Here is a 15677-nt window from a genome sequence, read left to right on the forward strand (position 1 = left end):
AAATTAATCTTGAATTTTCTGTGTCCGAGTGGATTTGAACCACTGACTTCTACCTTGTCATGGTAGCACTCTTTCCAACTGAGCTACGGACACTCTTCCAATAAGACTTATTTATCTTTATCTATATATTATAATTAGTTTTTATTATTTGCAATAAGAATATGCGTTAAGAAGGTTAATTTTATATTTTTTTAAAGTTACAATGTAATGATAATATTCTTAAAAAGGTCATTAAAGACGATGATATTAATGAAACAAAGATTCCAATCCAAAATCCAATAGCACCTATTCTTGGAATAATTGTATCAGTTACTGCTAATAGATAACCTATAGGAAATCCTAATATCCAGTAAGATATGAGAGTTATAGTAAAAATTATATTTGTATCTTTATAGCTTCTTAAAACTCCGTTACCTATTATTTGAAAAAAATCAAAAATTTGATATGCTGCAGAAATTAATAAAATTTTTTCCGCTAGTTTAATAACATTCTTATCTATGGTGTACCAAGCTATTATATTTTTATAATATAATATAATAAAAACGGATATTATAGAGGATAAAATTAGTCCTATAATTTGTGCTGAGATAATAGTAATAGAAATTTTTTTAAAATTTTTCTGCCCTAGATAAAATCCTATTCTAATACTAGTTGCAGTTCCTATTGATAAAGGCAAAATAAAAATAAACGAGCTAATGTTTAAAACTATTTGATGTGCAACGATTTGTGTAATATCTAAAGATGCTATTAATAATGTAATTAATGTAAATAATGTAACTTCAAAAAATAATGATGAAGCAATAGGAATTCCTATTTTTAAAAAGTTTTTTATTGTTTTAAGATGAGGAAGAAATCGTCTACATTTAAAATCAAGAGGACTATGTATCAATAAATCATTTCTAGTGATTATTTTCATCATTATAAACATAAACCAATATACAACAATAATTGATAAAGCACATCCAACGTTGTTAAAGTGAAATAATGCTATTTTTTTATAAATTAATATATAGTTTATTGTTATGTTGAGAATCAGTCCTAATATGCCTACTATCATAGCAGGTTTAGGTTTTAAGCATCCTTCGCATTGGTTTTGTATAACTTGAAAATATAAGTATCCTGGAGTGCTCCACAACAATATTTTGATGTAGTTAATGCTTTTTTGTTCTACAATTGAATTAATGTTATGTATTAAACTAGTAATATAATGAATGTTCCATAAAATACTCATAATTATTATAGAAATAAATGTTGCTAACCAATATGCATTAGTAATTTGATGTGAAATTTCTTTTGTTTTTCCTGATCCATTCATATATGAGATGATAGGAACGAGAGATAATAATAATCCATGTCCAAATAAGATTATTGGATACCAAATTGATGTTCCAATAGATATAGCGGCTATTTCAGAATGACTTAAAGATTTCGTCATAATGCTATTAATAAATCCTATACTCATTTGTGATATTTGAGCTAACATAATGGGAATAATAATTTTGAATAGCATTTTTATTTCTTGTAAATACTCTTTCATTTATAACCTTGATTTAACAAAAATTACATTCTTAAAAATTGTAAATGTAAAATTATAATTTTTTAAAATTTGTAGTTATATATATCATGATAATATGTTAATAATATATTTTAGTTTTTAATTTTTGAACGATCTAATATTAGAAATAGTAATACATAGGTGTTTTATAAAAATAATTAATTTTATAGTTTGAAAATATTTATCAAAATAAAAGTAGTAACTTAATAATAATTTTTTAAATTTTATACTAAGGATCTTATGTTTACGGGGATTATTCAAGATATTGCGACGATAACTTTAATAAAAAGATATGAAAATTTTTTTCAGTGGACGTTAGAATTGCATAACATTAATGTACAAACATTATGTTTAGGTTCTTCGTTGTCTTGCAACGGATGTTGTTTAACTATTAAAAAGATTGAAAAAAAAAATACAATCAGCTTAGATATTATACAAGAAACTCTGAGAATAACTAGTTTGAGGTCTTTCCATGTAGGGGAGAATATTAATATTGAAAAATCTATGAAGTTAGGAGAAGAAATAGGTGGTCATTTAGTTTCTGGACATGTTATAACAACAGCTACAATATTTAAAATTATAGCATCTAGTTATAATAAAGAATTATGGATGATTTTGCATGATTGTGAAATTATGAAATATATTTTTTGTAAAGGATTTATATGTGTTGATGGTATTAGTTTAACAGTAGGAAATATTGTAAATAATACGTTTTGTGTATTTCTCATTCCGGAAACGATATTGAGGACTACTATTGGACATAAAAATATTGGTGATATAGTAAATTTAGAAGTAGATTATTTTTCTAAAATTATTGTAGATAGAATTAGTAATTAATATTAAATGTTTTTAAGGTTTTTCATTTGCACGTTTTGAATACAACGTTTATACTTTAAAAGTATTGGATATAAAAAAATTAGCTTTTAGTTGTATAGATTTAAATAACTAAGAAATAAATTTTTTATTGTATGACATGTAAACACGTAGTTTAAAAAATTTTAGAGCTATATTATATAACATATGTAATTATTAATAAAACAATGTATTGATAAAATATGTATTTATAATTAATTTAATATTATATTTTAAATTTTGACATATTTATCATAAGAATTTATATTTAATTTTTTGATGATTTTATAATTTAAGTTTATTTCGAATTTTATAGTACAAAATTTTACAAAATTATTAATTATGTAAACCATTTTGATTTAAATCATATTTGATTACAAGTGAATTTTAGCATATCACTTAATAAATTTAACATTCAATATTAATAAAAAATCGTAAAAATATAAAATATAGGTAAATAATGGATTATTTTTCGTTTTTTTTGGGAAATTTATTAGTTAATAATTTAGTTTTAGTTCAATTTTTAGGTTTATGTCCTTTTATGGGAACTTCTAAAAAATTTGAATCTGCAATAGGTTTAGGGTATGCAACTATTTTTGTAGTAACATGTGCTTCTGTATTATCGTGGATAATAAATTTTTATATTCTAATTCCATTGGGTTTGGTTTGTCTCAGAATTATGACTTATATGTTTATTATTTCTTCTAGTGTACAAATTACTGAAATAGTAATAAAGAAAGTGAGTCCTATTTTATACAGAATATTGGGAGTGTATTTACCTTTAATAACAAGTAATTGTTCGGTATTGGCTATTCCTTTGTTGCATGCAAAAATGAATTTTAACTTTTTAGAATCTATTTTATATGGATTTAGTTCCTCTGTAGGTTTTTTTGTAGTTTTAATAATATTTTCTAGTATAAGAGAACGTTTACTATCTTCAGATATTCCTTTACCTTTTAAAGGAAATCCGATATCTTTAATTACTGCAAGTTTGTTATCTGTTGCTTTTATGGGTTTTAATGGTTTGATAAAAACATGATGGCGTTAATAATATATTCAATATCTTTTTTTGGTATCTTGAGTCTTTTTTTAGGATTTTTGCTGAAATATATTTCAGAAAAATTTAAAATAAATTCTAATCCTATAGTAGAAAAAATAGAAAAATTGTTACCTCAAACTCAATGTTCACAATGTGATTATCCGGGGTGTTATGCTTATGCCAATGCTATTGGAAATAATAATGAAAAAATAGATAAATGTATTCCAGGTGGCAGTGAAGTAACGTTAAATATAGCTAATTTGTTAGGTTACGATGAGTCAGAATATAATTCTATAGGTATTTTTGAAAGTGTATATCCTAACATCGTAGTAATTGATGAAAATAATTGCGTTGGTTGCTCTAAATGTAGATTAATTTGTCCTGTAGACGCTGTAGTAGGGTCTTATAATCTTATGCATACGATATTACCGAAGATATGTACAGGATGTAATTTATGTATATCTTTATGTCCTACAAATTGTATTAAAGAAAAAACAGTAATTTATGACTATATTAGTTAATTTTTTATTTAAGATATCATGTAAATGTATTAATAATTTAATTTTTGTTTGCAAAAAATATATATTTTATTTAAAAAAATTTTTGTTTTTAAATAAATTAAATAGTTTTTATGGTGGAATAGATTGTATTTCTATGAAAACTGATAAATCTTCTTCTCAGTTAAATTATTTGACTCTTCCAAAAAAATTTCTTGTTTTAGTGGATAAGAAAGTTGTTTTAAATAAGAAAATTGTAGTTAATTTAGGACAAACAGTTTTGCGTGGTCAAATTTTGGCATTAGGATTAAAGGATATAGCTCCTATTCATTCTCCTACATCTGGAACAATTGTTGACATTTACAAAAAACAATTTAATTTTTTTTCAAACAAATGGTTTGGAATTATTGATATAAAATCAGATGGATATGATAAATGGATTCATCGTATTTCAACACGTGATTATAAAAATTTAAGTTGTAATAAACTTATTAAATTAATTTATGACTCCGGAATTATCGGACTAGGTGGTTCTGGATTTCTTTCTTCTAAAAAATTAAAATGTGCATTAAAATCGAAAATTTTGCATACTTTGGTAGTGAATGCAGCTGAAAGTGAACCATACATTACTTCAGATGATTGTTTAATAAAGAATTTTTCTGATGAGATTATACAAGGATGTCAAATTATTAAATGGATTTTGAAAGTTAAGCGTGTCTTAATTGCTATAGAAGACGATAAAACTATTGCATATATAGCAATAAAGAAAAGTATGCAGCATCTTCCTGATTTTAATGTGCAAAAAATAAAAAGACGATATCCATCTGGTAGTAGTAAACAATTAGTTAAAACGTTATTTAATAAAGAAGTTCCTTTAGGAAAACATGCAATAGACTTAGGAATAATTATTTTTAATGTTGCTACTATTTTTTCAATTAAAAGAGCGGTATTAAATGGTGAACCTTTAACTGAAAGAATAGTAACTCTTTCTAATATTGATCTTTCGTTTCAAAAGAACATTTTAATTAAAATAGGTACTCCAATTGATTATGTATCTCAGGAATACAATATCGATATAAAGAGAAATCATTGTATTGTTGGAGGTCCGATCACTGGAGTAATAATTGATGATTTGAAATTTTCTGTTCTAAAAACTAGCAATAGTATTTTATATTCAAAATCAACTTTTAAAGATAATGTTGTTGAACGTCCATGTATTCGATGTACGGCATGTTCTGATGCGTGTCCGATTTCTTTGTTGCCAGAACAGTTATATTTTTATAGTAAGTCTTTTAATCATGACAAGTCAAAAAAATATCATATTAATGAATGTATTGAATGTGGAATATGTGAGCAAGTGTGTCCTAGTGATATTCCTCTTTTAACATATTTTAGAAAGGAAAAATTAAAATTAAGTGAAATGATTTTCAAGAAAAATATATCTAAGAAATTTAAAAAATTATTTATGTCTCGTCAAAAAAGGTTATATTCTTCAGGTTTAATGAACGAAAATATAATGTATTCTGGTCATATATTAAATGAAAGAAACAGAAAAAATACTATTAAATACAAACTGGTTGAAAAAACATCTTTAAAAAAGATGAAACGTGTAAGAAAAAAAATACTTGAAGCTTCTATTAATAGAGCTATGTTGAAAAAGCATTAAACAATAAATTTTAAAAAATAAAATATGTTAATATTTTATATAAATTATTAATATTCAAGAACAATCAATGAATTATAAATATATTAAAATTAGTAATATTTATAAATGCAAAAGTACTAGTAATATAATGTTATTAGTAGTATTAGCTATGGTTCCTGGAATTATAATGGAATGTTATTATTTCACAATTGCGGTATTAGTTCAAATACTCGTGTCTGTTTCTGCATCAATATTGTTTGAAGTATTTGTTTTAAAGCTTCGTAAGAAAAATGTGTATTTTTATATTTTGGATTATTCTTCAGTGGTAACTGGAATATTATTAGGGCTTAGTTTGCCTGTATTTTCTCCATGGTGGATTTCAGTTATAGGTTCATTTTTCTCCATTGTAGTTGCTAAGCAACTATATGGGGGTTTGGGAAATAATGTATTTAATCCTGCAATGTCTGGATATGCAATATTGTTAATATCATTTCCTACTTTTATGACTAATTGGTCTTTTCAGAATAATTTAGCTTTGATCGATATACTAAGTATTAAAGATATTATATCAATTATTTTTTTTACTAATTTAAAAGATTATTTTGATGTATTGTCTGAATTTTTGAATTTATCTTCTTTTGTAACTCAAGCTACTCCTTTAGAACAAATGAGAATAGATAATAAAAATATTATGTTGAATTTTTCTACTTTATCTTCATGTTATAAAGACATGGTAATTTATCATCATTGGATATTAATAAATATAAGTTTTTTCATCGGTGGTCTTTTTTTATTGATAAAAAAAGTTATTTGTTGGAGAAATTCTTTGAGTGTTTTATTATCATTATTTTTGTGTTGTTCATTGGATTTTTTCTTTTTCAAGCATAGCAAAATATGTCCATTAATTCAATTATTCTTAGGTAGTACTATGATAGGGGCTTTTTTTATTGCAACCGATCCGGTTACGACTTCTATTACTAAAGTAGGGCGTATAATATTTGGAATATTTATTGGAATGTTAATTTGGGTGATTCGGACATATGGTGGATATCCTGACGCTATATCGTTTTCTATATTAATAGCTAATTCTATCGTTCCTTTACTAGATTCGTATACTCAATCTCGTATTTATGGAAAACAATAAGACATTATATGTTAAACAACAATAATTCTATTATAATAAAGTTATTTTTTATTTCTATTTTTTCGGTAAATAGTGTTATTTTAGTATATATATTTACTAAATCTAAAATAATTTTTCAAACAAACAATTATCAAAAAAAAGTTTTAGATGCTGTTCTTCCTAAAAAGTTTTCTAGAAATTCAAAAATTTCATGTTATTTAATACATAATAAGCTTTTAGGAGATGATAAAGATCATAAATTTTGGACAGTTAAAAAAAATAAAAATTTAATAGCAGTAATCTTTGAAGCTATTGCTCCGGATGGATATTCAGGAGATATTAAAATAATTGTGTCTTTAAATTTAAATAATACTATTTTAGGAGTACGTGTATTAGAACATCATGAAACTCCAGGATTAGGTGATAAAATTGACATTCATATTTCCGATTGGATTTCTAAATTTTCTGGTATAACTGTTTTGGGGCAAAATGATCCCCATTTCCTTTTAAGGAAATATGGCGGAGTGATTGATCAGTTTACAGGAGCAACTATTACTCCGTTGTCGATTATTAATGCTATTAAACGAATAGTTAATTTATTTAAAGAAACAACATTTAAAAATTTGAATTTTAAACATTGTGAACCTTATCATGAATAGTTTTATTAAAATTTTGAGTTATGGAATATGGAAAAATAATTCATTGCTAGTACAACTATTAGGATTATGTCCTATTTTAGCAGTAACTACAAGTGTTATTAATGCGCTAGGATTAGGAATTGTTACTACACTTGTTTTAGTTATTACAAATGTAATAGTATCTATGCTTCGATTTTGGATACCTAAGGATATACGAATTCCTATTTATATCATGATTGTGAGTTCTATTGTGAGTTGTTGTGATATGTTAATTCATGCATATTCAATAAATTTATATCGTTCTTTAGGTGTGTTTATCCCTTTAATTATAACTAATTGCGTCATATGTGGACGAGCTGATTCTATAGCTATTAATAATTCTGTATGGATTTCATTGTTAGATGGATTGTTTATAGGTTTAGGATCTACTATAGTGATGTTTTTAGTAGGTTCTATTAGAGAAATTTTTGGAAATGGAACACTATTTTTCGGTTCGGAATATTTATTAGGATCATGGTCTAAGGTTCTTTATATAAAAGTTATTAATATTGATCACATTTTGTTATTTTTTTTATATCCATCTGGGGCTTTCATGATTTTAGGATTTGTTTTAGCTGGGAAAAACTTTATAGATCAAATGATTAATTCTAATTTACATAATGCATATTTAAATCGATCTTTATTAAAAGAGAAAAGTAATAACGTTGAAAAATATTCAATTAAATAAAATTTTGTCAATTTTTTCTAAAATTAATCCTGATCCAAAAATAGAATTAAACTTTTCTTCTGAATTTGAATTGTTAATTTCGGTAATTTTATCAGCACAATCTACTGATCGCATGGTAAATAAAGTTACTAAAAAGTTATATATATTAGCTAATACTCCTGAGTCTATTTTGTCACTTGGATTAGAAAATTTTAAATTCTATATTAAAGAATTAGGTTTATTTAATAGAAAATCTATTTATATTTTTAAAACTTGTGATATTTTAATAAATAAATATCAAGGTAAAATACCAAATACCATTTCTGATTTATTGTCTCTTCCTGGAGTAGGAAGAAAAACTGCTAATATTATTTTAAATTATGTTTTTAAAAAAAATACTATTGCAGTAGATACTCATGTACTTAGGGTATGTAATAGGATAGGTTTTATTAAAGAGAAAAGAGTTTTTTTTGCAGAAAAAAAATTGCTTGAAATAGTTCCAAAAAAGTTTAAATTGTATTTTCATAATTGGTTTGTTTTGCACGGTCGTTATGTATGTAAATCTAAAGTTCCAAATTGTTCTGAGTGTTTTATCAGTAATTTTTGTCAATTTAATAAAAAATGTATGTAAATTTTTATTAACATTAAAATGTTAAATGTTAACTGTTTATAGTGATGTAAAAATTTTGTATACAAATTTTAAAGTGCATATAATATGTTTTAAGAGCGAGTAATGTTAATAAAATAGTTTTTGAAAAATGTAATATGAACAGTGGAGTTTTTGGATTTTAAAGTTAAGTTTTTAAAATAGTAAAATATTTTAATATGATTAAATTCAATAAATAGTTAATATAAATAGTTTTATTTTAAAATAGTTTTGATTATTATTTTAACAATAGTTTTTTAAATTATGTTTTTAATATGAAAGGAATTGTATGACTCAAGTTAACTTGGTATATGAGCTTAAAAAAAGAGATTTGATAGCGCATCTTACTAGTGAAAAAAAATTGATGTCTATACTTTTAAATAGAAATATTTCTTTATACTGTGGTTTTGATGTGACTGCAGATAGTTTACATGTAGGTCATATTTTGCCATTACTTTTTTTAAAGAGATTTCAAGATGCAGGGCATAAGCCTATTGTTTTAATAGGTGGTGCCACTAGTTTAATAGGAGATCCTAGTTTTAAAACTTCTGAAAGAAAGTTGAATCCAATAGAATTGATTGATAAATGGAGTACTTCTATTTTTAATCAAATTTCTTTATTTTTAGATTTTCATTGTAATGCTTTTAGTGCAAAAATAATAAATAATTATGCATGGTTTAAAGACATATCTTTATTAAATTTTTTACGTGATATAGGAAAATATTTTTCTGTGAATAAAATGATTTCTAAAGATGCAGTTAAAAGACGCATTAACCGTTCAGATGTAGGTATTTCATTTACAGAATTTTCGTATAATTTGTTACAGGCTTATGATTTTTCTATTTTATATAAAAAATACAATGTTATTTTACAAATTGGAGGATCAGATCAGTGGGGAAATATTATATCTGGAGTTGATTTAATTCGAAGGTTGTACAAAAATGAAGTATATGGTTTAACATTGCCGTTATTAACTCAGAAAAATGGAACAAAATTTGGAAAAACAGAACAAAATACTATATGGTTAGATAGAAAAAAGACTAGTCCGTATGTGTTTTATCAATATTGGATTAATACATCTGATTGTAATGTACAAAAATTTTTAAAAATGTTTACCAATCTTAATATATCAGAGATAGATGAAATAAAACATTCTTGTAACAGTATAGAATTAAATAAATCTAAGGTATTTTTAGCAGATTATTTAACAAACATAGTTCATGGAAAAGAAGGAGTTAAAGCTTCTAAACGTATATCATCATGTTTATTTTATGGCGATTTACATAAAATGAAAAAATCAGATTTTTTTCAATTAGAGCAGGATGGTATTCCTTCAATTAGAATATCAAGTATTAGGGATTTACAGCAAGTTTTGGTTGATTCTGGTTTAGCCTCTTCTCGTACTCAAGCGAGAAATATGATTGCTTCACGCGCTATTTCTGTTAATTATGTTAAGCAAGATAATGTTATGTACGTTTTTTCAAATCGTGATATTTTATTTGGAAAATACACTTTAATTTCTAGAGGAAAAAAATACTTTTGTTTAATATGTTGGATTAAATAAATCAATATTACATATCTTTGTATGTGTTAGAAAAAGATAATTTTTATATGTTAAAGCTTTCTCCGCATCCGCAAAAATCTTTAATTTTTTCATTTTTAAATTGAAAGTTATAATTTATTCCTTTTTTAATATAATCTATTATCGTTCCATCTAATATTGATAAAAATTTTTGGTTTATAAGTATCAATATTGTTGGAGATACAAATATAATGTCAGAAAGGTTTGTTTTCTCTATTAGTTTCATATGGTATTTCATTCCAGCACATCCTGAATTTTGTATTATTAATTCAATTCCTATTTTTTTGTTCTTCTTTATTAGTTTGTACATTTGTTTTTCAGCTCTATAACTTATTTTTATTCCTTTTATTGGGTTTATGATGGTTTTTGTTTTTGGAAATAGTGTAAAGTAATAGTTTTTTTTCATGTTTTATTTTATGGAATTCTATAAATGTAATAGTGTAGTGTTATTAGTTTTTATTTTTATAATAAAATAATTTCAGAAAATATTAAATATTGCTAAAACGTTTAGAAGTATTTAAACATATAAATATATATAATTAAATAGTATAATAATTTTTATTTACATTATTTAGTAAAATTTTAAGTTTAAGTATCATAATCTATGTAGTTTTTAAATTAAACATAACTTTTTATTGTGTATTTGATATATAAATATTTATATACAGAAAAATTAATTTGTAAATTTGTTCGGAAATATTTTAATAATTTCATTATTATGTATTTTTAAGGTATGATATTTGACTATCTGATAGTATATCACTTATGTAATGATTAAGAAAATACAAAGGTATAATATTCGTATGCAAAATAAGCGAGAAAGTATAGATTTACCTCAAACTATTTTTTCTCTAATATTTATTTTAATTATGATATTTTCTAGTCTGTGGATAATGCGTCCGTTTTTTTTAGGGTTTGCTTGGGCTAGTATGGTTGTAATAGCAACTTGGTCTATTTTTTTAAAATTACAATTTTTACTATGGAAGAGTAGAGCATGTGCTGTTGTAGCAATGATTATTATTTTATTACTAATTTTTATTATTCCTATTGTGTGTTTAGTAAATAGTTTAATTGATAATAGTTCTGCAATAATTAGTTGGTTAAGTTCAGATAATTTACAATTTCCGGATTTTAATTGGTTACGAGATATCCCTATTGTTGGTGATAAGTTGTTTTTTAGTTATCAAAAACTTTTAAATGAGGGTGGTTCTGAATTGATTGCTAAAATGCAACCATATATGGGAAAAACTACTGAGTTTTTTGTAGTTCAGGTAGGACATTTTGGAAGATTTGTTATACATTTAATTTTGATGTTAATTTTTAGTTCTTTGTTATATTGGAATGGCGAGAAAATGAGAAATATTATTAGACATTTCGCATTGCGTTTAGGATCTCGTTCTGGGGATGCAGTAGTACTTTTAGCAGGGCAAGCAGTTAGAGCAGTAGCATTAGGTGTGGTTGTCACTGCATTAGTACAAGGTATGTTAGGAGGAATAGGATTAGCAATTTCTGGGATTCCGTATTCTTCTTTATTAATGATGTTAATAATTATTTTTTGTTTAATTCAATTAGGACCATTACCTATTTTAGTACCAGCAATCGTATGGTTGTATTGGAATAGTGATACTACATGGGGAACGGTTTTACTTATTTGGAGTTTTGTAGTTTGTGTTTTAGATCATATATTACGTCCTATGTTAATACGTGTTGGTGCAGATTTTCCAACTGTACTAATATTATCTGGAATTATAGGGGGTTTAATTGCATTTGGGATGATTGGTTTATTTATTGGACCAGTAGTTTTAGTGATATCATATCGTCTAATATCGTCTTGGATGGATGAAATTCCAGCTCCTAATTCTTTTTCAAAAGAATCGGTAAAATATTTTTTGCTAAGAAGTAAAACTAAAAAAAAGAATTAATAGTATTTGTGTAATTGTATTATTAACATAAAATAATATATTTTAATTTTGTTGGTATTATGTTTTTCAGGTGTTTGATTTAAGTATATTTAAAGTATTAAAATTTTTAAAATATGTTTTACAACATTTAAAAAATTTGTTTTTTAGAAGAAAAGTAACATATATGTATGGGTTCTTGTTTTAGTATTAAAACAAAATTAGTATCGTTTTTTGATATGATTTGAAAAATTTTGTTAGGAGTTTATGGTTAATATTTATTAGTTATAATTTATAGTACGAGGTATATTTAGAAAAAATATGAAGAAGACAGATGAGTTAAGAACAATACGGATTGATCCATTGATTACTCCATTCGAGTTAGCACAAAAATATCCTATTACTTCTGATATTATGGATACTGTTATCAATGCTAGAAAAAATATAGCTAATATTATGACAGGAACAGATTTGCGATTATTGGTTGTAATAGGTCCTTGTTCTGTTCATGATCCTTTAGCTGCAGTTGAATATGCTAAAAAATTAAATGAATTGCGTAAAAAATATTCTTCTCGTCTTGAAATAGTTATGCGTACTTATTTTGAAAAACCCCGTACTGTAATAGGATGGAAAGGATTAATTTCAGATCCTGATTTAAATGGTAGTTTTCGCGTAAATCATGGTTTATCAATTGCTAGAAAATTATTATTAGATATTAATGAACTCGGATTACCTGCTGCAACTGAATTTTTAGATATAGTAATTGGTCAATTTATAGCTGATTTAATTAGTTGGGGCGCAATAGGAGCACGAACTACTGAAAGTCAAATTCATCGGGAAATGGCATCTGCATTATCTTGTCCAGTAGGGTTTAAAAATGGTACTGATGGAAATATAAGAATTGCAATAGATGCTATTCGCGCTGCCAGTGTAAAACATTTATTTTTAGCGCCTGATAAACATGGGCAAATGACTATAAATCATACTAGTGGTAATCCATTCGGTCATGTGATTATGCGCGGTGGAAAGTCTCCAAATTATCATGCTAGAGATATAGATTTAACTGTGAGATATTTACAAGAATTTAATTTGTTAGAATATTTAATGATTGATTTTAGCCATGGAAATTGTTTAAAGCAACATAGACGTCAATGTGATGTAGGGGAATCTATAGCTAAGCAAATAAGAGATGGTTCTACAGCTATATTCGGTGTTATGATTGAAAGTTTTATAGAAGAAGGTTCTCAAAAAGTTATTGATAAAAAACCATTGATTTATGGAAAATCAATTACAGATCCTTGTTTAGGATGGAATGATAGTGTACGTCTTATTAAAAAATTGTCAAATGCTGTAAATAGTCGATTTTAATTTTAAGATACTAATTTAGAGAATTTTATTGGTATCTTTTTATTGCGTTGCAAAATAAGTTAGCTTTAAAGTTAATTTTTAATGTTCTTGATGTCTAATAGTGTATTTTTATTTGATTTTTTGTTTTAATTAAGGTTATATGTAATATTTTCTTCTTGATAAATATATAAAATAATGCAAATAAAGTGAAGGATTTTAAATGCCTATTATTACACTATCTGATAAACAGAAACTGATATATGAAAATTCCGTTTCAGTATTAGAAGTAGTAAAAAAAATCGCTCCTTATTTGGAAAAAAAATATTTTTGTGCTTATGTAAATGGTGTTTATTTAAGTAAACATGCTGTTATAGATTGTGATGTTGATATGAAAATAGTTTGTGACGATGATCTAGATTTGTTGAACAGTATTAGAAATACTTGCAATTGTATTTTAGGATATGCTGTAAAAGAATTATGGCCAGATTCTAAAATTTGTAATAGCTCTATTACGGAATCTGGATTTTGTTGCGATATAGACGTGAATTTTTCGTTTAAACACAAAGATTTAGTTTTATTAGAAACTCGTATGTTAGATATTTGCAGAAGAAAATATGATATTTATATAAAAAAAGTGACATGGAAAGAGGCTTATAAAACGTTTAAAAGTTTTTCAGAAACTTATAAATTATTAACTTTGAAGAGTTCTTATAATATTAAAAAAACTATTTCTTTGTGTTTTCATCAAAAATATGTTGATTTTCAGGTTGGAATTCCAGTTTCGAACGTGTTTTTTTGTCGTTTTTTTAAATTACAAAAGTTCTCTGGTGTTTATTGGAATGGTGTAAAAGAAAACAAAATTTTACAAAGAATTTGTGGAACAGCTTGGGCTACATCAGACAAATTGAAACATTATTTAGAACATATAGTTCAATCTAAAAAGAGAGATCATAGAAAAATTTCTAAGAAGTTAAATTTATATCATATTCAGGAAGAATCTCCAGGTATGATTTTTTGGCATCAAAATGGTTTAATTATTTTTCAAGAATTGAAAAAATTTATACGCGAAAAATTAAGAGAATACCATTATCAAGAAGTTCAAACACCGTTAATTATGAATAAAAAAATTTGGAAAGATAGTGGTCATCTAGATAATTATAAAGATTTTATGTTTATGACACATTCAGACAATCATATATACGGGATTAAACCTATGAATTGTCCTGGCCATGTTCAGATCTTTAATAATGTTGTGAATTCTTATCGTGATCTTCCTATTCGTATTTCAGAATTTGGGAGTTGTCATAGAAATGAACCTTCGGGTTCTTTGCATGGATTACTGAGAATAAGGAATTTTACACAAGATGATGCTCATATTTTTTGCAGAAAAGATCAAATTCAAGTTGAAATTAGCAATTGCATTAAAATGATTTATGATGTGTATAAGGTGTTTGGATTTAGAAAAATTTTGGTAAAATTAGCTACTCGTCCGAAAAGTAGAATTGGTAGTGATTCAATATGGGATCGAGCTGAACATGATTTAGCTACATCGTTAGAGCAAAATAGTATACACTTTGAATATCAAAGTGGAGAAGGGGCTTTTTACGGACCGAAAATAGAATTGTCATTGTTAGATTGCTTAGGAAGAATTTGGCAATGTGCAACTATACAATTGGACTTTTACTTACCAATTAATTTAGGTGCTTTTTATATAGATAAAAATAATAAAAAAAAATCACCAATAATAATTCATAGAGCGATACTGGGTTCAATTGAGCGATTTATAGGTATTTTGATAGAAGAATATTCTGGAAACTTTCCAACATGGCTAGCTCCAATTCAGGTTGTTTTAATTAGCGTAAATAGAAGTCATATAAAATATGTTGAAACATTATTTAACAGTTGGAATCTTTTAGGAATACGCGTTAAGTTAGATATAAGAGATGAGACAGTTGGTTTTAAAATTCGAGAGCAGATATTGAAAAAAATTCCATATTCTGTGATTTGTGGTGATAAAGAAGTTTTAACTAATAAAATTACTTTTAGAACTAGATTTGGAAAAGTTTTTTCATTAGTTGATATGCAATATTTTATTAAAAGATTAAAGAAAGAGATTATTAATCGAACATTACGTTATTGGGAGGAATAA

General features: G+C 25.3%; 14 protein-coding genes and 1 tRNA gene. 12 read left to right on the plus strand and 3 right to left on the minus strand.

Annotated elements, in window-relative coordinates; all coding sequences use genetic code 11:
* Positions 1 to 19: 19 nt before the first annotated feature.
* Together U0T63_00515 and U0T63_00520 are read right to left on the minus strand one after the other, a co-directional pair.
* Positions 20 to 93, minus strand: a tRNA-Val gene (locus U0T63_00515).
* Between the two features lie 88 nt (positions 94 to 181).
* Positions 182 to 1537: an MATE family efflux transporter gene (locus U0T63_00520; GenBank protein XBC39331.1), complete on the minus strand. Its 1356-nt coding sequence runs from the start codon at positions 1535 to 1537 to the stop codon at positions 182 to 184.
* 258 nt (positions 1538 to 1795) lie between these two features.
* Here U0T63_00520 and U0T63_00525 point away from each other — a divergent pair, with 258 nt between their 5' ends.
* The 9 genes from U0T63_00525 (at position 1796) to tyrS (ending at position 10265) form a co-directional block, all read left to right on the plus strand.
* Positions 1796 to 2392 carry a riboflavin synthase subunit alpha gene (locus U0T63_00525; protein XBC39332.1) on the plus strand — a complete coding sequence of 199 codons (597 nt, stop codon included), beginning with the start codon at positions 1796 to 1798 and terminating at the stop codon, positions 2390 to 2392.
* Positions 2393 to 2867: 475 nt separating this feature from the next.
* Positions 2868 to 3446, plus strand: coding sequence for an electron transport complex subunit RsxA (gene rsxA / locus U0T63_00530; protein XBC39333.1), 579 nt, complete (start codon positions 2868 to 2870; stop codon positions 3444 to 3446).
* Positions 3443 to 3967, plus strand: coding sequence for an RnfABCDGE type electron transport complex subunit B (locus U0T63_00535; protein ID XBC39334.1), 525 nt, complete (start codon positions 3443 to 3445; stop codon positions 3965 to 3967). The genes rsxA and U0T63_00535 overlap by 4 nt, the downstream gene beginning before the upstream one ends.
* A gap of 82 nt (positions 3968 to 4049) precedes the next feature.
* Positions 4050 to 5609 carry an electron transport complex subunit RsxC gene (gene rsxC, locus U0T63_00540; protein ID XBC39335.1) on the plus strand — a complete coding sequence of 520 codons (1560 nt, stop codon included), beginning with the start codon at positions 4050 to 4052 and terminating at the stop codon, positions 5607 to 5609.
* Positions 5610 to 5676: 67 nt separating this feature from the next.
* A complete protein-coding gene (locus U0T63_00545) occupies positions 5677 to 6732 on the plus strand; it encodes an RnfABCDGE type electron transport complex subunit D (GenBank protein ID XBC39336.1) in 1056 nt (351 codons plus the stop codon).
* Between the two features lie 8 nt (positions 6733 to 6740).
* Positions 6741 to 7370, plus strand: coding sequence for an electron transport complex subunit RsxG (gene rsxG, locus U0T63_00550; protein XBC39337.1), 630 nt, complete (start codon positions 6741 to 6743; stop codon positions 7368 to 7370).
* Positions 7363 to 8076 (plus strand): electron transport complex subunit E, encoded by a 714-nt coding sequence (locus U0T63_00555; protein ID XBC39338.1) that lies wholly within the window; start codon positions 7363 to 7365, stop codon positions 8074 to 8076. The genes rsxG and U0T63_00555 overlap by 8 nt, the downstream gene beginning before the upstream one ends.
* Positions 8054 to 8686, plus strand: a complete 633-nt coding sequence (nth, locus tag U0T63_00560; GenBank protein XBC39339.1) for an endonuclease III — start codon at positions 8054 to 8056, stop codon at positions 8684 to 8686. The genes U0T63_00555 and nth overlap by 23 nt, the downstream gene beginning before the upstream one ends.
* Positions 8687 to 8990: 304 nt before the next feature.
* Complete coding sequence (gene tyrS, locus U0T63_00565) at positions 8991 to 10265, plus strand: tyrosine--tRNA ligase (protein XBC39340.1); 1275 nt, start codon at positions 8991 to 8993, stop codon at positions 10263 to 10265.
* 43 nt (positions 10266 to 10308) lie between these two features.
* Here the strand turns inward: tyrS and U0T63_00570 are convergent, their stop codons facing one another.
* Complete coding sequence (locus U0T63_00570; protein XBC39341.1) at positions 10309 to 10689, minus strand: iron-sulfur cluster assembly accessory protein; 381 nt, start codon at positions 10687 to 10689, stop codon at positions 10309 to 10311.
* A 397-nt stretch (positions 10690 to 11086) separates the two neighbouring features.
* On the opposite strand from U0T63_00570, the gene ydiK reads away from it, so the two are divergent.
* The 3 genes from ydiK (at position 11087) to thrS (ending at position 15677) form a co-directional block, all read left to right on the plus strand.
* The gene (gene ydiK, locus U0T63_00575; protein ID XBC39481.1) at positions 11087 to 12205 is read left to right on the plus strand and encodes an AI-2E family transporter YdiK; all 1119 of its coding nucleotides are present in this window, start codon (positions 11087 to 11089) and stop codon (positions 12203 to 12205) included.
* A 297-nt stretch (positions 12206 to 12502) separates the two neighbouring features.
* On the plus strand, positions 12503 to 13549 hold the full coding sequence (locus U0T63_00580; GenBank protein ID XBC39342.1) for a 3-deoxy-7-phosphoheptulonate synthase: 1047 nt from the start codon (positions 12503 to 12505) through the stop codon (positions 13547 to 13549).
* A 199-nt stretch (positions 13550 to 13748) separates the two neighbouring features.
* On the plus strand, positions 13749 to 15677 hold the full coding sequence (gene thrS, locus U0T63_00585; protein ID XBC39343.1) for a threonine--tRNA ligase: 1929 nt from the start codon (positions 13749 to 13751) through the stop codon (positions 15675 to 15677).

Origin of the sequence: Buchnera aphidicola (Nurudea shiraii), from assembly GCA_039829955.1 — a bacterium.
In the GTDB taxonomy this organism is placed as follows: Bacteria; Pseudomonadota; Gammaproteobacteria; order Enterobacterales; family Enterobacteriaceae; genus Buchnera_B; species Buchnera_B aphidicola_AY.